The 19,605-nt window shown below is 70.0% G+C and carries 20 protein-coding genes and 1 other RNA gene; 16 read left to right on the top strand and 5 right to left on the bottom strand.

Annotation, left to right across the window (positions count from 1 at the left end):
* Positions 1–9 precede the first annotated feature (9 nt).
* Positions 10–936, bottom strand: a complete 927-nt coding sequence (gene truB, locus KMW22_RS06375; protein WP_221089184.1) for a tRNA pseudouridine(55) synthase TruB — start codon at positions 934–936, stop codon at positions 10–12.
* 38 nt (positions 937–974) lie between these two features.
* On the opposite strand from truB, the gene KMW22_RS06370 reads away from it, so the two are divergent.
* From KMW22_RS06370 to rnpB, 3 genes are all read left to right on the top strand, one after another.
* The gene (locus tag KMW22_RS06370; protein ID WP_221089183.1) at positions 975–1,346 is read left to right on the top strand and encodes a hypothetical protein; all 372 of its coding nucleotides are present in this window, start codon (positions 975–977) and stop codon (positions 1,344–1,346) included.
* Positions 1,346–2,104: a pseudouridine synthase gene (locus KMW22_RS06365; protein WP_221089182.1), complete on the top strand. Its 759-nt coding sequence runs from the start codon at positions 1,346–1,348 to the stop codon at positions 2,102–2,104. Before KMW22_RS06370 ends, KMW22_RS06365 begins: the two co-directional genes overlap by 1 nt.
* A 79-nt stretch (positions 2,105–2,183) precedes the next feature.
* Positions 2,184–2,619: RNase P RNA component class A (rnpB, locus tag KMW22_RS06360), an RNA gene on the top strand.
* 125 nt (positions 2,620–2,744) lie between these two features.
* On the opposite strand, the gene KMW22_RS06355 is transcribed toward rnpB, so the two are convergent.
* Positions 2,745–3,101 (bottom strand): DUF423 domain-containing protein, encoded by a 357-nt coding sequence (locus KMW22_RS06355; protein WP_221089181.1) that lies wholly within the window; start codon positions 3,099–3,101, stop codon positions 2,745–2,747.
* Between the two features lie 254 nt (positions 3,102–3,355).
* On the opposite strand from KMW22_RS06355, the gene mraZ reads away from it, so the two are divergent.
* The 7 genes from mraZ to KMW22_RS06320 all read left to right on the top strand — a co-directional run bounded on the left by mraZ (position 3,356) and on the right by KMW22_RS06320 (position 9,950).
* Entirely contained in the window at positions 3,356–3,784 is a 429-nt protein-coding gene (mraZ, locus tag KMW22_RS06350) for a division/cell wall cluster transcriptional repressor MraZ (RefSeq protein ID WP_221089180.1), read from the top strand.
* Between the two features lie 3 nt (positions 3,785–3,787).
* Positions 3,788–4,696 carry a 16S rRNA (cytosine(1402)-N(4))-methyltransferase RsmH gene (gene rsmH, locus KMW22_RS06345; RefSeq protein WP_221089179.1) on the top strand — a complete coding sequence of 303 codons (909 nt, stop codon included), beginning with the start codon at positions 3,788–3,790 and terminating at the stop codon, positions 4,694–4,696.
* Positions 4,693–5,100 carry a hypothetical protein gene (locus KMW22_RS06340; protein WP_221089178.1) on the top strand — a complete coding sequence of 136 codons (408 nt, stop codon included), beginning with the start codon at positions 4,693–4,695 and terminating at the stop codon, positions 5,098–5,100. The genes rsmH and KMW22_RS06340 overlap by 4 nt, the downstream gene beginning before the upstream one ends.
* Positions 5,091–6,428: a peptidoglycan D,D-transpeptidase FtsI family protein gene (locus KMW22_RS06335; protein WP_221089177.1), complete on the top strand. Its 1,338-nt coding sequence runs from the start codon at positions 5,091–5,093 to the stop codon at positions 6,426–6,428. Before KMW22_RS06340 ends, KMW22_RS06335 begins: the two co-directional genes overlap by 10 nt.
* Positions 6,429–6,858: 430 nt before the next feature.
* Complete coding sequence (locus KMW22_RS06330; RefSeq protein WP_221089176.1) at positions 6,859–7,416, top strand: 3D domain-containing protein; 558 nt, start codon at positions 6,859–6,861, stop codon at positions 7,414–7,416.
* An 86-nt stretch (positions 7,417–7,502) separates the two neighbouring features.
* Positions 7,503–8,675, top strand: coding sequence for an ABC transporter permease (locus KMW22_RS06325; RefSeq protein WP_221089175.1), 1,173 nt, complete (start codon positions 7,503–7,505; stop codon positions 8,673–8,675).
* A gap of 249 nt (positions 8,676–8,924) precedes the next feature.
* Complete coding sequence (locus KMW22_RS06320) at positions 8,925–9,950, top strand: DUF4384 domain-containing protein (RefSeq protein WP_221089174.1); 1,026 nt, start codon at positions 8,925–8,927, stop codon at positions 9,948–9,950.
* 88 nt (positions 9,951–10,038) lie between these two features.
* Here KMW22_RS06320 and KMW22_RS06315 read toward each other — a convergent pair whose 3' ends face one another.
* Both KMW22_RS06315 and KMW22_RS06310 read right to left on the bottom strand, forming a co-directional pair.
* Positions 10,039–10,623, bottom strand: a complete 585-nt coding sequence (locus KMW22_RS06315) for an NUDIX hydrolase (RefSeq protein WP_221089173.1) — start codon at positions 10,621–10,623, stop codon at positions 10,039–10,041.
* The gene (locus KMW22_RS06310) at positions 10,616–11,314 is read right to left on the bottom strand and encodes a MazG family protein (protein ID WP_221089172.1); all 699 of its coding nucleotides are present in this window, start codon (positions 11,312–11,314) and stop codon (positions 10,616–10,618) included. The genes KMW22_RS06315 and KMW22_RS06310 overlap by 8 nt, the downstream gene beginning before the upstream one ends.
* Before the next feature lie 119 nt (positions 11,315–11,433).
* Here KMW22_RS06310 and KMW22_RS06305 point away from each other — a divergent pair, with 119 nt between their 5' ends.
* From KMW22_RS06305 to KMW22_RS06280, 6 genes are all read left to right on the top strand, one after another.
* Positions 11,434–11,895 (top strand): hypothetical protein, encoded by a 462-nt coding sequence (locus KMW22_RS06305; RefSeq protein ID WP_221089171.1) that lies wholly within the window; start codon positions 11,434–11,436, stop codon positions 11,893–11,895.
* 87 nt (positions 11,896–11,982) lie between these two features.
* The gene (locus KMW22_RS06300; RefSeq protein ID WP_221089170.1) at positions 11,983–12,693 is read left to right on the top strand and encodes an SDR family oxidoreductase; all 711 of its coding nucleotides are present in this window, start codon (positions 11,983–11,985) and stop codon (positions 12,691–12,693) included.
* A gap of 90 nt (positions 12,694–12,783) precedes the next feature.
* Positions 12,784–13,215: an SsrA-binding protein SmpB gene (gene smpB / locus KMW22_RS06295; protein WP_221089169.1), complete on the top strand. Its 432-nt coding sequence runs from the start codon at positions 12,784–12,786 to the stop codon at positions 13,213–13,215.
* Positions 13,212–14,603, top strand: a complete 1,392-nt coding sequence (locus KMW22_RS06290; RefSeq protein ID WP_328774617.1) for an N-acetylmuramoyl-L-alanine amidase — start codon at positions 13,212–13,214, stop codon at positions 14,601–14,603. The genes smpB and KMW22_RS06290 overlap by 4 nt, the downstream gene beginning before the upstream one ends.
* Entirely contained in the window at positions 14,600–15,151 is a 552-nt protein-coding gene (locus KMW22_RS06285) for a GerMN domain-containing protein (RefSeq protein ID WP_328774616.1), read from the top strand. Before KMW22_RS06290 ends, KMW22_RS06285 begins: the two co-directional genes overlap by 4 nt.
* A gap of 133 nt (positions 15,152–15,284) precedes the next feature.
* A complete protein-coding gene (locus KMW22_RS06280) occupies positions 15,285–18,587 on the top strand; it encodes an AAA family ATPase (RefSeq protein ID WP_221089168.1) in 3,303 nt (1,100 codons plus the stop codon).
* A 224-nt stretch (positions 18,588–18,811) separates the two neighbouring features.
* Here KMW22_RS06280 and KMW22_RS06275 read toward each other — a convergent pair whose 3' ends face one another.
* Positions 18,812–19,597 (bottom strand): phosphotransferase family protein, encoded by a 786-nt coding sequence (locus KMW22_RS06275; RefSeq protein ID WP_221089167.1) that lies wholly within the window; start codon positions 19,595–19,597, stop codon positions 18,812–18,814.
* Positions 19,598–19,605: the final 8 nt, after the last annotated feature.

The raw sequence follows: 19,605 nt of genomic DNA, 5'->3' as shown, positions 1-19,605 counted from the left end.
CCTGGGGCCTCACGCCCAGGCCCGGACCACCTTCAGTTGCTGCCCGTCGCCGTCCACCACGGCCACCAGCTGGCCTCCCAGCGTCACCACGAAGCGGCCGGCGGCGCCATGCGCCGGGCGTTTGCCCTGCCGCAGTTCGCGGGCCAGCCGGTCATCTGCGGCAATCACCGGGAAATCCAGCGCCGCTAGATCCGGAATACCTTCGGCTTCGGCCAGGCCTTCCAGGGTCACGGCGTCGCGCAGGTCGTAGCGGCCCACGCGGGTGCGTACCAGGCCGCCCAGATGCGCGGGCACGCCCAGCGCCGCGCCCACATCGCGCGCCAGCGAGCGCAGGTAGGTGCCGCTGCCCACCCGGGCCCAAACCAGCAGGGTGGGGAACTCGCCCAACGGGTCAGGCAGGGTAAAGGTGTGGCCGCTGTCGGCCGGGCGCCACGTCTGGGGGTCAAAGGTGTGGGGCGCGGCCTGCACGCTGGGATACAGGCCCAGCAACTCCAATTCATGGATCACGATGGGGCGGGCCGGCAGGTCCAGGGCGCCGCCTGCGCGCGCCACCGCGTAGGCCCGCTGGCCGCCCACCTGAATAGCGCTGTATTGCGGGGGCACCTGGGCCTGGGGCCCCACGAAAGTCGCCAGTACCTCGCGCACCTGCGCTTCCGTCAGGTCGGGCACGTCGGCGCGCGCGTCCACCGGGCCCTCGGCGTCCAGGGTGGGCGTGCCGGCCCCCAGGCTGATCCAGGCGAGGTAATCCTTGGTGTCGGCCTCCATGAACTGCACGACCTTGGTGCTGTCGTCCACGCACAGCACCAGCACGCCCGTAGCCAGGGGGTCCAGGGTGCCGGTGTGGCCCACCCGGCGCGTGCTGCGCGCCCGCCGCGCGCGATTCACCACATCGTGCGAGGTCAACGTCAGGGGCTTGTCCACGGCGATCACGGGCATGGGGGGCAGGGTAGCAGGTGGGCGGTACACTGGCCCCTGTGTTGCGCGCCGCCTTCTGGCTGACCGCCCTGCTGTTTGTGCCGCTGGGGCTGTATCTGTATTTTCTGCCGCCTGCCGTGGCGTCCCTGATTGGCGTGTCGCCCCTGTGGCTGGCGCGCGGGGCGGGGGCCGTGGTGCTGGCCTGGGGCGCCTTTCAGCTGGCCGCCAGCTTTGCCCCGGACCGGGTGAAGGTGGGCGGGCTGGTGGGCGGCAACCTGCTGCTGGTGGCGGCCCTGCTGCCCCCCGTGCTGCGCGGTGCCGACACGCTGGCCGCGCCGCTGCGCACCGCCCTGCTGGTGGTCTCGGGCGTGCTGGTACTGCTGGCGGTCATGGCGCTGCTGGGCAGCCCCTCGCGCCGGAGCCGGCTGTAATGGAGCGGCTGCACAAGCGGCTGGCCCGCGCCGGGGTGGCCTCGCGCCGCGCGGCAGAAGCCATGATCCAGGCCGGGCGCGTGACCGTGAACGGCGTGCCCGCCACCCTGGGCCAGACCGTCACCGACGCCGACGACATCCGGGTGGACGGCCAGCTGATCGAAACCGGGGCCGCCCCGAAGGTCACCTACATGCTTTACAAGCCGCGTGGCTACGTGACCACCGCCCGCGACGAGTACGGCCGCAAGAACGTGCTGGACGCCATGCCCCCCACCCCTGGCCTGCACCCGGTGGGCCGCCTGGACCGCGACTCCGAAGGGCTGCTGCTGCTGACCACCGACGGCGACCTGACCCTGACGCTGACCCATCCCCGCTACGGCCATGAGAAGGCGTACCGCGCCTGGACGGACGGCCCCCACGCCCCCACCCCGGCTGATCTGGAGCGGTTGCTGGACGGCTCCCTGACCCTGGACGACGGCCCGGCCACCGCCTTAGAGGCCCGCCCGGCGCGCGGCGGCGCCTTCGTGGTGCTGGGCGAGGGCCGAAACCGGCAGGTGCGGCGCATGCTGGAAGGTATTGGCCACCCAGTGACCCGCCTGCTGCGCTACCGCGTGGGCGGCCTGTGGCTGGGCAACCTGGAGGTGGGCGAATACCGCCAGCTTGACGACCGTGACCTGCGCGACCTGCTGCACCCGGACCGCACGCCGCCCCAGGTGTGGGCGCGCCAGTGGGAACGGATTGAGAAGCGCTGGGGGTAGGGGGGCAGCGGTGCGCAGAAGGCGGGATAAGAAGAGTTCACCGCGCACCGCTGCCCGCCTCCTGCTATCCTTTCTCCTTGCGGGGGAATGTTCGGCCGCGCGCCGTCAGGCGTGAGGAAAGTCCGGGCACCGCAGGGCCAGGATGCCAGCTAACGGCTGGTCGGCGAGTCAAGTACCCAGCCGCCCGCTGCCGGGGCCTGGGAAACGGCGAAGCCGAAGGACAGTGCCACAGAAACCAGACCGCCGCGCGCCAGCGTGCAGAACGCAAAGCCCCGGCAGTGGGCAGGCGCGCGGTCAGGGTGAAACGGTGCGGTAAGAGCGCACCAGGCCCGCAGGAGACTGCGGGCGTCTGGTAAACCCCATCCGGTGCAAGACCCGACCGTGCGCGAGGGCTGGCCCGCCCGATGACCGCCAGGATGGTCGCTTGAGGCGCGCAGCAATGCGCGTCCCAGAGAGATGGCCGAACAGCCGCCCCAGGCGGTGGACAGAACCCGGCTTACAGTTCCCCCGCGCCGTGCAGGCCGCCCCCAATTGGGGGCGGCCTGCTTTGGTTGTGGGTCGTGGGGTGTGGGCTGTGGGAACGGCAGAAAAAAGGCGCAAATGTGCCCCTTTCTTTCTCCTACAACCGACAACCCACCCCCTACACCCCTTTCTTCGCGTCCAGTGCCGCTAGCACAAACCCCGCGATCATCAATGCGCCGCCAATGGGGGCCACGGCACCCAGGACTTTCACACCGGTCAGGGCCAGCAGGTACAGGCTGCCGGCAAACACCAGGGCGCCGGCCAGCAGCAGCGGGGGCGCGCGGCGCTGCCCGGGCTGGGTGCCCAGGGCCAGCAGGGCCAGGGCCGCGTACATCTGGTAGCGGGCGCCGGTTTCAAAGGTGGCCAGAGCAGCGGCGTCCAGGCGGGCTTTCAGGCCGTGGGCCGCAAAGGCGCCCAGGGCAACGGACAGGACCGCCAGCACGGCGCCGGCGCGCAGGGTGTGGTGGGAATGCATGGCCCGCAGCGTAGGGCGCGCGGGGGGTGCCCGGTGTCCCGCTCCCAGGACCAGCGCGGGGGGCAGGGGTGGGGCTGCGGGGGGAAAGCGGCAAAGAAAGTGGGAGAGAGGTGGGAATTGGTGGTAATTCGTGGAAACGGCTGTTACACTCGCCGCATCAACCAAAAGGCGTTGAGCGCGTGTTTATGGTTGAGGTGGACCCCCAACCTCATCCGCCCGCAAGGTGGGCACAGGTGGGAAAAGAGGAGCCGTGTGTGCCGTTTGGCGAATACCCGTACACCATTGATGACAAGGGCCGCGTGGTCATGCCCCCCGCGTTCCGCGACTTCGTGGAGGACGGCATGATCCTGACGCGCGGCATGGAAGGCTGCCTGTACGTGTTTCCCCTGGCCAGCTGGAAGCGGGTGGAAACGCAGTTAGAAGGCCTGCCCCTCACAGACGCCGAGTCCCGGGCGTTCGTGCGCTTCTTCTATTCCGGGGCCAGCAAGGCGCGCCTGGACAACCAGAGCCGCGTCTCTGTGCCCCAGCCCCTGCGTGCGTTTGCGGCCCTGGAGGGAGAAGTGATCGTGGCGGGTGCGCCCGGTCGCCTGGAACTCTGGAGCCCGGCCCGCTGGGAAGCCGCCATTGCGGCGGTGCAGGACAACCCCCCTAAACCTGACCTTCTGTCCAACTTTGTGGCGTAACCAATGAACGACCCCCAGACCCCCCTCTCTTCCGAAGCCGCCCCCGCCCAAGGCGGCCTGTCGCATGTGCCGGTGCTGGCCGCCGAGGTGCTGGAAGCGCTCCAACCGGCCCCCGGCCGCGTGTTCGTGGACGGCACCCTGGGCGGCGCCGGGCACACTGGGCTGCTGCTGGCGGCGGGCGCCGCTGTGTACGGCATTGACCAGGACCCCTACGCCCTGGAGCGGGCCCGGCGTGCTGGATGGGCGGGCCTGACCGTGCTGCAGGGCAACTACCGCGACATGGCCGCGCTGCTGGCGGCGGCGGGCGCCTTGCAGGTGGACGGCATTCTGCTGGACATCGGCGTGAGCAGCTTTCAGCTGGACGACGCGGCACGCGGCTTTTCCTACCACACCGAGGCCCCGCTGGACATGCGCATGAGCCAGAGCGGCGAATCGGCCGCCGACGTGGTGAACACCTACGACGAAGAGGACCTCGCCGCCATCATCTATGAATACGGCGAGGACCGCCTCTCGCGCCGCATTGCACGCGGGATCGTGGCGGCGCGTGACAAGGCGCCCATCGAGACCACCGTGCAACTGGCCGAGATCGTCAAGCGGGCGTACCCCGGCTTCTCCAAGGGGATTCACCCCGCCCGGCGCACCTTTCAGGCGCTGCGCATTCATGTCAACGACGAACTGGGCGCCCTGCGCGACGGGCTGCAGGCCGCCGAAACCCTGCTGGCCCCCGGCGGGCGGCTGGCGGTCATCAGCTTTCATTCGCTTGAAGACCGCATCGTGAAGCGCTTCCTGCTGGGCAGCGAGGTCCTGACCCCCCTGACCAAGCGCCCGCTGGTGGCGTCTGAAGAAGAGCAGGCGAGCAACCCCCGCGCCCGCAGCGCCAAGTTGCGCGTGGCCGAACGGAGGCCCGCATGACCCGCCTGCAGGGCCCCCAGGCATCCCTGTCGCGCTTTGTGCCGCGCTGGAATGAAATGGACACCTCACTGCCCACGTGGCGGGCGCGCGCTGTGCGCTACGTGCTGATTTATCTGGCGCTGGTGCTGGTGCTGGTCACGGTGCGCGCGCTGACCAGCAACGTGCGCCCCGCCCTGCGTGCCGCCGAGAAGCGCGAAGCGGCCCTGATCACCCAGAACGCCGACCTCACCGTGCAGCTGCAGACCCTGGAAAGCCAGCGCCGACTGAAGGACTGGGCCCAGGCACACGGCATGCGCCTGCTGGCCGTCACGCCGCCCAACAAGGCCACCTTTACGCCGCTGCCCCCCGCGCCCCGCCGCCCCAGCGCGGCCCGCACCCTGGAGGTGAAGACGCTGTGGAAGTGAAGATACGCGCCCGTTCTCACTTGATGCGCATTCTGGCCCTGCTGATGTTCCTGACTCTGGTGTGGGCCTACGCCCAGCTGGAGTGGGGCGCGCCCCAGACCGCCCGGCAGAAGGTCATGCAGGCGCGCGGCACCGTGCTCTCCGCCGATGGGCGGGTGCTGGCCACCAGTGTGAACGGCAAGCGGGTCTATCCGCAGGGCACCCTGGCCGGGCAGCTGCTGGGCATGATGGGCACCACTGAGGGCTTAGAGGGCCTGGAAAACGCCTACGACGGGCCCCTGACCGCCGGCCAGACAGTCAAGCTCACCATAGATACGGGCATTCAGGCCTCGGCCGAGGCCGCATTGGCGCGCGCCGTGCCCGCGCACCAGGGCGAATACGGCTCGGTGGTGGTGCTGGAAACCCGCACCGGGCGCGTGCTGGCCGCCGCCAGTTATCCCCCCTTTGACCCCGGCACCTGGCGCACCTACTCCGAGGGCGCCCGGCGCAACCGCGCGTTCCTGGACCGCTTCGAGCCCGGTTCCACCGTCAAGGCGCTGGTGGTGGCCGCCGCGCTGAACGAGGGTCTGACCACTCCGAACACCCTGTACGACACCCCCATGAGTCGCTTTGTGGGCGGACGCTGGGGCAGCCGCATTGGCGACAACGTGGCCCATCCCAGAACACTGACCACCCAGGGCATATTGCAGTACAGCTCCAACGTGGGCATGACCCATATCGTGGAGCACTTTCCCAAAGAGCGCATGCGCGGCTATCTGAACGCCTATGGCTTTGGCCGTGAGGTGCCGCTGCCGGCCGTCCCTGCCGCCAGTGGGCAACTGCAGTCCCTGAGCCGCTGGAGCGACCTGGTGCGCGCCACCAATTCATTCGGGCAGGGCATGAGCAGCACCACGCTGCAACTGGCCGCAGCCTTCAACGTGCTGGCCAACGACGGCCGCTACCTCTCGCCCCGTCTGGTGGAAGGCGAAACCGGCCAGGAGCGGCGCGATGTGCTGCGCCCCGAGGTGGCCCGCGAAACCCGGACCATGCTGCAAACAGTGGTCAAGCGCATTTCCGGCACCGCTGGCCTGGACGGCTACGATCTGGCCGGCAAAACGGGCACCGCGCAGGTGGTGGTGGACGGCCGCTACTCCAGCAGCATCTACGACAGCGTCTTCGCGGGGTTCTTCCCGGTCGAAAGCCCGCGCGTGACCATCGCCGTGATGGTTCACGGCGCCAAGCGCGAGTACCACGGCTCCATGCTGGCCGCGCCCATTTTCCGCGCTATTTCGGCCGATGTGCTGTCCAGCTGGGGCGTGGTGCCCCACCCTGAAAAGCAGGATGAGTGAATTCTAAGAGACGCTGAGAAGCTGAACTTCCGGTCAACTGACACTTCGGCGGCCTCTCACTGGGGCTCACCGCCGAAGTGTCATTTTTCATACCTTGGTGGGTCTCTAAGCTGGACAGTGGTGGGGTAGGGCAGGCCAAATTTGGCATTCTTCACATGGCATCAATGAGAAACTAAATGAGACGATTAGAACTTGTCTCATGATGAGAATTGGGACCTGATAGAGATTTTTCAACTCTTTTGAACTGATCTACGCTATCTGGCCGAGAAAAAATGAGCCAGAAAGCCTAGAATTCTCAAAAAACTGCCATTTCCCACCATTACGCTCATGCACGAACAGAGGGCAGCTTCATGGGCCCTCAACCCAGTAATTTCATTCCCATTTTCCCTCAACGGGCGTGCCCTCTGGTGCCGCGCCCGCAGGAGAACGCATGTCTCAACGTCCTTTGAACTGGATTCGCGCCGCCGCTTTTGCCCTGCTGAGCACCGCTGGCGCCACGCCAGCCCTGCCCGCCAGCACCGTCGCCTCGGACGCGGTGCGTGACGCCCTGACGGTTCGCCCGCCTGCCGCGCCTGCTCCCCAGCAGGCCGCCCAGAACCGCGCCGCCGCTATTGCCCAGGCGCAGCGCCCCAGCCAGCCGGTGGCGGTCACGCCTATTCGTGGCCGCTCGGTGGTGGCGCGCTCCACGGCCTACAACAGCCTGCCCAACCAGACGGACGCCACGCCGTTCATCACGGCCACGGGCACCCGCACCCGGCCCGGCGTGATCGCCCTGTCGCGCGACCTGCTGCGCCTCTTCCCCTACGGCACCCGCGTCATGATTGAGGACCTCAGTGGGCGCTACTCCAACATGCTGCGCGGCCGGGTGTTTATCGTGGAAGACACGATGGCCGCCCGCAAGACCAACAGCGTGGACATCTGGATGCCCACCCGCACCGAGGCCCTGAACTGGGGCGCGCGCCAGATCCGCATTACCGCCATTCGCTGATCTCCCTTCCTGACCTCCAGGCCCCCCCGCCCGCGCCGCTGCCGGGCGGGGCCTTCACTTTGGTCCTCTGCTATCCTCCCCGGTGCATGTCCAAGCCTGACCGCGCCCTGCCCTGGCGACTGGCGCGCGCCCACCTGCGCCGCCGCCGCACCCAGAACACCCTGACCATTCTGGGGATCGCGGTGGGGGTCATGGCCCTGATTGCGGCCCTCAGCCTGACCAACGGCTTTACCCGCGCGCTGGTGGACGCCACGCTGCGCGCCAGCCCTCACCTCAGCGTGACTGCCTTTCGGCCCACGCCCCTCGATGCCGAACTGGAAGCCGCCCTGCGCGCCGACCGCCGGGTGCTGGCCTTTACGCCTTTTCTGGCCGATAAGGGGCTGCTGACCCGGCCAGCCTCGCCCGGGCGGGGCGCCGGGGTGGACTTCACCACCCTGTTTGGCGTGACCCCCGCCGCCCGGAAAGTGCTGCAACTGCCCGCCGAGCAGCAGGCCGCGCTGGGCAGCCTGAAAGACGGCGAGGTGCTGCTGGGCGCGGCCCTGGCCCGCAGCGTGGGGGCCTTTACTGGCGACACGGTGCGCCTGCTGAACAGCACGCAGCGCCGCACGGCCCTGCGGGTGCGCGGCGTGTTTTCCACTGGCAACTACCTGATTGATTCCGCCTACGCCTTTACCAACCTGAAGACCCTGCAGGCCCTGCAGGGCACCCAGGCCATCACGGGCTACCAGCTGCGCCTGCATGACCCCGCCCAGGCCCCAGCGGTGGGCGACGACCTGACCCGTACCCGCGCCTACTCGCCGCTGCCCTGGCAGAGTCTGTACGGCACGCTGCTGGACCAGCTGGCGCTGCAGAAGCGGGTGATTGCCTTTGTGGTGCTGCTGATCGTGGTGGTGGCGGCCTTTGGAATCGCCAACGTGCTGACGCTGGCGGTGTTCGAGAAAACACAGGAAATCGCTATTCTGCGCGCCATTGGGGCCACCCGGCCGCTGATCACCCGCATCTTTCTGCTGGAGGGCTTGGCGCTGGGGCTGGGCGGGCTGCTGCTGGGCAACCTGCTGGGCCTGGGCATCAGCGCGTATTTCACGGTGCGGCCCTTTACGCTGCCGGGCGACCTGTATTTCATCACCACCCTGCCGGTCGAGGTGCGCCTGACGGACGTGCTGGGCGTGAATGCCATTGGCTTGGCCACCACTCTGCTGGCGGCCCTCATTCCGGCCCGGCGGGCGGCGGCGGTGGAACCGGCGCGGATTCTGCGCTGAGCAAAAGCAAAGGGGTGTGGGTTGGAGAGGGTGCTGGCCCAGGGATGGACGCGGCTGTCGTTGCTGGCGGAACCGTATGGCTTTCGACTCGGGAAGCTGCCCCAGGAGCCTTCCAAAGGCTGTTTCAACACGCTCCGTCAGGGCGGCGTCACCTGCCTGACGGTGACCTGAAGCACCATTAACAAAGCCTCCCAGGCCGCTCACGGTGCGTCATCTTGCCGCCCGTAGGCTGTGCCCTGGAGGTACGACATGAAGAAGCTTTTCCTGATTCCCGCCGCCATGCTGATCAGCACGGCCGCTGCGGCCCCCAAGATCAGTGCGCAGAGCATCATCGTGAACCCCACGCAGCCCGACCTGTCAGTCAGCGTGCGCGTGGACAAAGACACCAGCGGTAACCAGAACCCCGCCTACCGCGTGGGTGACAAAATTTCCATCAGCACCACGGTCAACCGCGACGCCTACGTCTACCTGTTCAATGTGAACCCCGACGGCACGGTGGACCAGATCCTGCCCAACCGTCTGAGCGGCGAGAACTTCGTCAAGGCGAACACCACCAAGGTGTTCCCCGCCCCCGACGACAAGTTCACGTACACCGTGGCCGGTCCCATCGGCCAGAACAAGGTGCTGGCCCTGGCCAGCCTGACCGAGCTGGACCTGGACGACATCAGCTCCTTCAAGAGCGCGCAGGACCAGTTCGCCACTGTGAACGCCAAGAGCCAGGCCGGTCTGGCCCAGGCCCTGAGCATCGTGGTCAACCCCCTGCCCCAGAACAGCTGGGTGAGTGATACCGCCTTCTACACCGTGGCGGCGCGCAACCCCGTGAGCACCGGCAGCCTGTTCGTGGGCACCAACGTGAACAACGCCACCGTGATCCTGAACGGTCAGCGGCTGGGCGGCGCCAACGTGACCTACAGCAACCTGCGTGCGGGCACCTTCCCGGTGCGCGTGCAGGCCCCTGGCTACCGCGACTACACCACCACCATCGCCATCCGTGCGGGCAGCACGACCAACCTGAACGTGGAATTCGCCCAGGCGGTGACCCCTGCCCCCGCACCGGCCCCCGCGCAGTACTCCATCACGCTGCGTAGCCCGGTGAACGGCGCCCGCGTGTTCGTGGACGGCGACGAAGTGGGCACCATCCGCAACGGCGTGCTGAACATCCGCGTGTCGCGCGGCACCCACGAGATCGTGGTCGTGGCCTCCGGCTACCGCACCTTCAGCAACACCTACAACGTGACCCAGAACGGTCAGATCACCATTACCCCCACCCGCTAATTTCTAGCGTGAAGCCCACCCCCGCCCGTTGTGGTGGGGGTGGTTTTTTGTGGGCAGATGGCAGGGTGATAAAGCCATCTGCCATCTGCTATGGGCCATCTGCCCCCTCTGGCCCCTGGGTCAGCAGGTCGTGCAGAATCCGGGCGGTCATGCCCCAGATGTCGTGGCCCTGCCAGGGGTAGCGGTACAGGGGCACGCGGGTGCCGTCGGGGAGGGTGCGGGTTTCGGTGGTGACGGGCAGGGCACGCAACTCGGCCAGGGTGGGCAGCAGCAGCTGGGCCACCTCGGCGCTGAGGGTCAGCCCCGGCTGCGCGGGAATGCGGGCCAGCACAGGCGTCACATGAAAGCCGATGGGCGTGAACACGTCGTCCAGTTCGCCCAGCACGGTCACGGCGGCCGGGTCCAGGCCCACCTCCTCTTGAGCTTCGCGCAGGGCGCCCGTGACCGGGTCCTCGCCTGGTTCCAGACTGCCGCCGGGAAAACTGATCTGGCCCCGGTGGGTGGGCAGGTCGGCCGAGCGAACGGTCAGCAGCACTCGGGGGCTGGGTTCCTGGGTCAGGCCCACCAGCACGGCGGCGCGGCGATATTCGGGCAGGTGCAGGGTGCGGCGCTCGCGCCCACCCACCCAGATGGCCCAGGGGTCTGCTGCAGCCCGGTCCAGTGGATCAGTCACGGGGCTGGCCTGTGCCCTGTGCCGCTGCGCCGGCGTCCAGTGCCCGCAACGCCGCTGTGGTGTGGTCGCGCAGGGCCAGTTCGGGGTCCACGCCCGCCGCGCGGGCCCAGGCCACCACCGCCGAGAGCACCTGCGCCACGCTCTCTGGGGTGGCCGGGGCCCCCTGCAGCGCCGCCAGGGCCCGGGCCTGCCGCTCGTCCGGCTCGCCCTCGGGCGCCCCGCCGCCTTGCTGGGCGCCCACTCGTTGCGCGCTCAGTTTCTGGGCCTGGGCCTCGCGGCTCAGGGCCCCCAGGCCAGCGGGTACGCGCTCCAGGGCGCTTCTGGGCCGCCCGCCGCGCTCGGCCGCCTTGATGGTCTGCCAGTTGGCGACCACCTCGGCGCTGCCTGCCACCGCTGTGTCTCCGAACACGTGGGGGTGACGCCGCACCAGCTTCTCCACGATGCTCCGTTCCACGTCCCTGTAAGAAAAGGTGCCAGCCTCCTCGCCAATGACGCTGTGAAAGGCCACCTGCAGCAGCACGTCGCCCAGTTCGTCGGCCAGTTCGGGGCCGCCGCCCCCGGCTGCAGCGTCGGCGGCCTCGGCGGCTTCTTCTAGCAGGTAGGGGCGCAGGGACTGGTGGGTCTGCTCCTGGTCCCACGGGCAGCCGCCGGGCCCGCGCAGGCGGCGCATGATGGTCAGTAGGTCCTGCATGGCCCTACTGTAGCGGCCCGCTGGGACGGCCTGGGGCCCTGGTGACCGCCTTGGGCGGCCAGGGCGCCCCTCAGCCCCCCCTCACACCGCGTCAGCTTGGGTGTGATGCACTGGCCCGCATGAAGTTCCTGCTTTCCACGGCCCTGGCCGCCTCTGCACTGACCCTTCCCCTGGCGAGCGCCCAGACGCCGGCCAGCTGGACCGCTCAGCGCCTCTCGGCGGCCACCTACGTCATCCTGGACCCCAAAATCGAGGGGAACCCCAACCTCGTGAACGCCGAGCAGCGGGCCAGCATCCTGGCGGCCATGAAGCGCGACAGCGCCGGGGCCATCAAGCGCCGGTACCCCAAGGCCACTGTGACTGAGAAGGCAGGCGCCCCCGGGGCCATTGAGGTGCGCCCGGTGTTCGTGGCGCCCCGGGCCCTGCTGCCGTGGAACAAGCTGGGCGCCCGCCTGGAATTCCGTCTGCCCGAAGGCCAGAACGTGGTGCTCAGCGAAACCTTTGGGATTTCCGTGCTGCTGCGCCACCAGGCCGAATTTGTGAATTACCTGTACGACCAGCTCGCCGCGCGCCTGCCCTGAGCGCGGGCGCACCGTCATGGCCCCCGGGGCCCATGTCTGCACGCGGCCCCACACTGCACCCGGCCTGTGACGTGTTACCGTCCGCCCATGACCGGCCAGACGCAGCAGGGCAAAAGCGCTTTTCTCACCGGGGCCAGCAAGGGCATTGGGCGGGCGGTGGCCCAGGCCCTGGTGCAGGAGGGCTACGGGGTCACGATCACCAGCCGCCACCAGGGCGAGATTGAAGAGGTGGCGGCGCAGCTGGGCACCCAGGCCCGGGGCGTGGCCTGCGACGTGAAAGACCCCCACGCCCTGCAGGCCGCCGTGGACGCGCATGTGGCGGCGTTTGGCGGGCTGGACGTGCTGTTTGTGAATGCGGGCGTGGGCCACTTTGCCTCTGTGGCCGACCTGAGCATTGAGCAGTGGCAGGACGTGATTGACACTAACCTCAGCGGGGCCTTTTACACGGTCAAGGCGGCGATTCCGGCGCTGTCGCAGCGCGGCGGGTACGTTTTTACCCTGTCCAGTTTGGCGGGCAAGAACCCCTTTGCGGGTGGCGGCGCCTACAACGCTAGCAAGTTCGGCCTGAACGGCCTGTCCGAGGTGCTGATGCTGGAGCTGCGCGACCGGGGCATCAAGGTCACCCAGATCATGCCTGGTAGCGTGGCGACGCACTTTAACGGCCACACCCCGAATGACCAGGACGCCTGGAAAATTCAGCCTGAGGACCTTGCGCAGCTGACCGTGGACCTGCTGCGCATGCCCGCGCGCACCCTGCCCAGCCGCGTGGAGGTGCGGCCCAGCCGGCCGAAGAAGTAGGCGGAAGAGCGGTGCGCGGGACGCGGGAAGAGCACATGGCGTGCGGTTGCCCGCGCCCCGCCTCCCGCCTCCTGCTCCCCTTCCGCTAGAATGCCCCGCGTGTACACGAACCGCCGCGCTCATTACGAGTACGAATTATTAGAGCGCTTCGAGGCGGGCATCAGCCTGACGGGCAGTGAGGTCAAGAGCGTGCGGGCGGGCGGCGTGGATTTCCGCGACGCCTTTGCGCGGTTGCAGGGCGGCAACGTGGAGCTGGAAGGGCTGTACATCCCGACCTATAAAGAAGCCACCTACAACAACCACGAGCCCCGCCGCACCCGCCGCCTGCTGCTGAACCGCGAGGAAATTGGCAAATTAAAGCGCGGCCTGGAGCAGAAGGGTCTGACCCTGGTGCCGACCAAGCTGTACCAGAAGGGCCGCTATTTCAAGGTGGAACTGGCCCTGGCGCGCGGCAAGAAACTGCACGACAAGCGCCGCGCTGAGGCCGAAAAGACCGTGCGCCGGGAGCTGCGCGAGCTGTGAAGGCCGCTGCGACTGCCCGTCCCCGCGCCGCCCTGCGCCTGCTGAGCGCGGGTCTGCTGCTGCTGGGCCTTGCGGGGGCCCAGATTGCCTTTAGCCGCCTGAATCTGGCGGGGCAGCCGGTGGACAGCATTCAGCTGTACGGCGCCGAATACGCCAGCCAGAGTGCCCTGAGCGGCCTGCTCACCGTGACCCGCGAAGGCCAGATTGTGCGGGTGACGGGCCTGGGCCACACCCTGCTGCTGCCCATTGACGAGGACCAGCAGCGGGCCACCACCGATTTCAACACGGTGCAGCTGGACACCCGCCGCCTGCAAGCGCGCGCCGCCACACTGGTGAACGGCAATCTGTACCTGCCGGTAGACACCCTGGCCACCGGCCTGGGCGCCCAGTACGAACCCGGCAAGCTGACGGTGCCTGCGCCACAACTGCTGGGCGTGAGCAGCCGCGCCGGGCGCGACACCGACCGGCTGGTGCTGGACCTCTCGCGCGACGTGGCTGTGCAGGACGAACAGCGCGGCGACCGCGTGGTGGTCACCCTGCGCGGCCTGAAAGGCGAGGCGCGCCGCTACACCACCCGGGGGGCTTTTGTGCCCTCGGCAGAGGTGGCGCGCAGCGGCGAGGACCTGACCGTGACCCTGCCCCTGAACGCGGGCAGTGGCTACCGGGTGTACAAGGTGGTGCGCCCCGGCAACGTGCGCGTGGTGGTGGATGCCGGGCCCGGGGTGGGCCGCAGCAGCCCCGAAGTGCTGACCCGGGTGACCGCCCCCCTGATCGTGCTGGACCCGGTGCGGGTACCCGGCGTGGGCCGCGACGTGACCCTGGAGGTGGCCCGGCGCGCGGCCGAACTGCTGTCCAAGTTCGGCTGGCAGGTGCGCATGACCCGCGACGCCAGCCAGACCCTGCCCCGCGAGGACGCCCTGCGGCTGATCCGTCAGAGCGACGTGTATCTGGCCCTGGACCTGGGGCGCCTGCCCGGGGCCCAGCGCGGCGGCGTGACCGTGTACGAGCAGACCGGCCGGGCCAGCGCGCCGCTGATCAACGCGATTCGTGCCGGGGCGGCGCCGCCCTATGCGCCGCTGGTGGTGGCGGGCCCAGGCAGCACCCGCCGCCTGGGTGAGCTGCTGCGCGGCGAGCTGAAGGCCGGGGGCGTGACCGCTGGCCGGGAAACCACCAGCCGCGTGCTGTCGCTGGGCGAGGCCCCCCAGGCGGCCCTGCTGCTGGAACTGGGCTGGGCGGGCAACGCCGAGGATCTGGCCAAGCTGGGCGTGAACCAGCGCCTGCAGGTGATGGCGGTGGCGGTGGCCCGCTCGGTGGCGACCTACCTCACGGCCCGCGCCAACAACAATGCCAACATCAGTGCCAGCGGCGCGGCAGGGGCGCAGCCATGAAGGCGCTGCGCAAGCTGTTCTCGCTGTTCAATGTCGTGGCCGCCGCGCTGTTCGTGTCCTCGGTGCTGGCCCTGCAGGCGGTGCAGCGCACGCCGCCCACGCCCACGCCCCCCAAGCCGGACCTGGAAGAGCGCCAGGCCCTGAAGGTCAAGGTGTATTTCACCGACCCTCAGGTACAGCGCCTGAAGCCCGAAACCCGCACCATTCAGGTCGTGCAGACCAACCCGCGCGCCGTGGCCCAGGCCGCCGTGAACGTGTGGGCCCAGGGCCCCTACGACCGGGGCCTGCTGAGCCTGGTGCCGGCAGGCGGCGCGGCCCCCAAGGTGTATCTGCGCGGGCAGCACTTTTTCGTGGACCTGCCGGAGAGCTACGCCAAACTGCGCTACGGCACCAGCGGCGAGCGCATGCTGCTGTGTACCCTCACCCGCACCCTGCTGGATGCCCGGGGCCAGGACGTGACCTTCCTGCTGGGCGGCCAGACCGTGGAAACCTTGGGCCACATGGACCTGCGCGAGCCCTACACCCGCGCCGACTGCGCGGAGCAGTGAGGAGATGTCTAAGGGTCAAAGAGTCGAAGGGTCTAAGGGCAGGCGCCCCTGCGTGCAGCCGCACGCTCTTCTGTTTTTCCCTTAGACTCTTAGACCTTTAGACCCTTAGACCTTCAGACCCTTTGACCTCCCCATGCTGCACAGCATCACCCTCCAAGGCTTCAAAAGTTTCGCGGACCGGACCCGGCTGGAATTCGGGCCCGGCGTCAGTGCGGTCATTGGGCCCAACGGCAGCGGCAAAAGCAACGTTGTCGAGGCCATTCGCTGGGCCACCCACCAGGCCCGCGCCCGCGAGTTGCGCGCCGGCCGGGCCTCGGAGCTGATTTTCCACGGCAGCGGTGGCAAGGCCCCGCTGGGGCTGGCCGAGGTGCAGCTGGAGCTGCACACCGCGCAGGGCCGGGTGAATCTGGCCCGGCGCATCTACCGCGACGGCACGGCCGAGCAGGACCTGGGGGGCCGCCCCGCCCGCGTGCGCGACGTGCAGAGCGCCCTGCGCGGCACGGGTCTGGGGCCCGGGGGGCTGGCGGTGATCGGGCAGGGCGAGGTCAGCGGGGTGGTGCAGGCCGAGGGCAAGACGCTGCTGGGCTACGTGCAGGAAGCGGCCGGGCTGTCGCGCGCGGTGTCGGCGCGGCAGGAGACTGAAGCGCGGCTGCGCGAGGCCGACACCCACCTAGGCGCGCTGCGGCTGGTGCTGGGCGAGCGAGAAGCGGTCCTGGCCCGGCTGGCCCGCGCCGCCCAGGAGGCCCGCGACTGGCGCACCCTGAGCCTGCGCGTGCTGACCCTGGAAGATGCCCTGCGCCGCGAGCGGCAGGCCGCGCTGACCCGCGACATCGCCGCCGCCCGCGCCGAGGGCGCCGAGCTGGAGGCCCGCAGCGCCGCTCTGGGCGCTGAGGTGCAGGCCGCCGCCGCCGCCGTGGAGCGGGCCCGCGAGGCCGCCCAGGATGCCCGCGCCCGCCGCGACGCCTACGCGGGCGCCCTGGAAACCCTGCGCGCCGCCCGTGACGCCGCTGCGCAGGCCGGGCGCTACCGCGACCACCTGCTGGGTGAGCGCGCCGCCCTGCAGGCCGAACTGGACGCCCTGCCCAGAACCCCGCCCGAGGTGCCGGCCCCCGACCTGCCCGCCCTGGACACCGCCCTGCTGGCCGCCCGCAGCGGCGCCGAGGGCGCCGAGGCCCAGGCCCGCCGCCTGGACGCCGAGCTGTCGCGCGCCCGCACCCTGGTGGCCCGCGCCGCCGAGGCCCAGGCCCGCGAGGCCGGGGGCCGCGAGACCCTGCGCGCCGAACTGGAGCGCGCCCAGGGCAACCTGGACACCACCCTGGAGAGCCTGCACGCCGCCGAGGAACGCCTGGACACCGCGCGCCACGCCCGCGAGCACGCCGAAGCCGCCTACCGCGCCCTGCAGGCCGAGCGCGAGGCCGCCCTGAACCATGAGCGGCACCTGCGCGGCGAACTGGCGCGCGTGAACGCCAGCGTGGCGCCGCTGCGCCGCGAACGCGAGCGCCTGGAACAGACCCTGAATTCGTACGCCCGCTACGGGGAGGGCGCCCGCAATGCCCTACGGCTGGACCACCCTGGCATCGTGGGCTCGGTGGCGGACCTCTTGACTGTGCCCGCCGAGTACGAGACCGCGCTGGGGGCCGCGCTGGGCCGGCGACTGGAACAGGTGGTCGTGCACCGGGCCGAAGACGCCCGCGAGATCATTGACGAACTCAAGCGGGTGGGGGGCCGCGCCACCTTCCTGCCCCTGGACCTGATCCGCGCCCGCCCACGCCGCGACGCCGCCCTGCTGCGCGAGGACGGGGTGGTGGGCAACCTCGCTGACCTGTGTCCCAGCGATCCGCCGCTGGTGAGCGAAGCCATTCTGGCCGACACCCTGGTGGTGCGGGACCTGCGCGCCGCCAACCGCATCGCCCGCACGCACAGCAGCCGCCCCCGGTTGGTCACTCTGGACGGCGAACTGGTGGAGCCCGGCGGCGCGATCACCGGGGGCCGCGCGCGCGACACGGGTGCGGGCGTGCTGACCGACCAGCGCCGCTTTCAGGAGCTGGACGCCGAACTGGACGACGCCGACCGCCAGAGTGCCCGCCTGGGCGCCGAATTGAAGAAGGTGGAAGCCGCGCTGGCCGGGGGCGCCGCCGCGCACGATACCCTGCTGGCCGCCCGCGAACGCGCCGCGCAGGAAGAGGCGGCGGCCGAGCGCCGCGCCGCCGAACTGGGCGCGCAGGCCCGCAGCCTGGAAGCCCACCGCGACCGCCTCTCGGCCCGCCTGGGCCCCGACACCCCTGCGCCCATGGACTCCGCCGTGCCCCTGCCCGACCTGAATGCCCTGGAGACGGCCCTGGCCGGTGCCCGCCACGAGGCCGAGGGTCGCCGCGCCGCCGAACGCGCCGCCGCTGAAACCCTGGCCCTGGCCCGCGAGGCTGACGCCGCGTGGCGCGCCTACCGCACCGGCCGCGCCCGCGCCGGGGACCTGCGCGCCCGCCTGGAGGCCAGCGAAGCGGCCCTGCAGACCCAGGAGGCCCACCTTGCCGCCGCCGTGACCGAGGTGACCCGACGCGAAGCCGCTCTGGGCACCCTGGACGAGAACGAATACGCCCGCGCCGAATACGTCCGCGAGCAGGCCGCCCAGACCTACGCGAACCTCATTGCCGCGCAGAACAAGGCCCGCGCCCGCCTGGACGAGGTGCGCCTGCTGGTGGCCCGGCGCGAGGGGCTGCAAGAACCCCTGCCCGATGGCTGCCTGCCCCCCGGCACCCCGCGCGAGTGGACGGCCGAACTGACCCGCACCCGCGCTGCCCTGGAGGCCCTGGGCCCGGTGAACGCCCGCGCCGAGGCCGACCACGCCGCCGAGGCCGAGCTGCTGGCCGCCGTGCGCGCCGAACTGCACGACGCCGAAACGGCCGCGACTGAACTGCGCGCCCACCTGCACGACCTCGAAACCGCCGAGGGCCACGCCACGGCCGCCGCCTTTGACCGGGTGAACGCCGCCTTCCGCGAGTACAGTGCCCAGCTGCTGGGCGGCCAGGGCGAACTGGAAGGCGAGCGTGACGAAGCCGGTCGCCTGCGCGGTCTGCGGCTGGCGGTGCAGCCCAAAGGAAAACGCACCCGCTCCATGACCCTGCTGTCGGCAGGCGAGCGCACCATGGCGGGGCTGGGGTTCCTGTTTGCGCTGAACCATGCGGGCGGCGAAGGCGGCGCCGGGGGCCTGCCCCTGGCCGTGCTGGACGAGGTGGACGCCCCGCTGGACGAGGCCAACATCCGCCGCTTTACCGCTTTTTTAAAGCTGTTCAGCGAGCGCGGCGCCCAGTTCCTACTGGTGACCCACCAGAAGGCCACCATGGAAATTGCCAGTGCGCTGTGGGGCGTCACCACCGACCAGACCGGCGCCAGCCGCGTGCTGAGCATCAAGCAGCCCGAGGATGCCAAAGCCGGGTAGAGGAGAGGCAGGGGGTGGACCGAGGCCGCCCTCTGAAGACCGAGGGGGTCAGGGGAAGGCTCTTCGCAGGCGATCTGCGTGAGGCACAGGGCCCGGGAATGGGCCGCACTGTGATGGAAGCACGCTCACAAAGGCGGCCCGTTCCACCTTGGGGCCAGTAGTATGGCGCCTCTCTTGCACCTGCGTCGCTGTCCCCGACCCACACTCGCGTCCCAGGGCCACTGTCAGAACAGCAGGGCGACCCCAACGAAGAAGTCGGTTTCCTGGGGGGTCAACTGCGCAGCCGGGCCGTAGCCTTCTACAAAAGCCGCCTGATCCGCCGGGCCCAGCTCGTGGATCGCCACCGCCACGTCATAACGGGGGTCGCCCACCGCCGCGAATCCCCAGTCAATAAAGCCAGTGACGCGTCCCTGGGTCACCATCACGTTGTCCAGAAAAAGGTCGCCGTGAATGAGGGTCATCGCCCGGCCGCCGGGCTGCTCGCGGCGCAACTGGGCAAGGTGGGCGGCGTCGACCGCTGGGTTCAGGCGGGCAGCGGTGGTCAGGGCCCCGGCCAGCCAGTCGGGGCCGCCGAAACCGGGTGGTGGTGGCGTCGCGTGCAGCCTCGCCAGGGCCGTGCCGAAGTCGGCCAGTAAGGCGGCGCGGCGCCCCGGGTCTTCCTGGGTGCGCAGGGCCGCCTCCAGCGTCAGGCCGGGCCAGCGCGGGGTGACCAGCCAGCCCCCGGGGCCAGCGGGCGCCGCGTGTTCCAGGTACAGCAGCGGTGTCGGGGCGGGCACGCCCAGCGGGTGCAGGGCACCCAATGCGCGGGCCTCGCGCCGCAGCAGTTCCAGGTGTGGCCCCACCGAGCGTTTGACCACAACAGGCCTGCCCCCGGTGTCCAGCGCAAAGGCCACGCGGGACGTGCGGCCCTGTTGCGGGGGCTCCTGCAGGGGTCCGGGGCCCAGCATCGCCCGGACCGCTGCGGGCAGGTCAGCGTGCTGCAGGGGGGTGGCGTAGGGGGACGGAGCCATGCGCTCAG

Source organism: Deinococcus aquaedulcis, assembly GCF_019693445.1.
GTDB lineage: Bacteria > Deinococcota > Deinococci > Deinococcales > Deinococcaceae > Deinococcus > Deinococcus aquaedulcis.
Note: the sequence above shows the minus strand (reverse complement) of the source record. Positions and strands in the feature narration are given on the sequence as shown.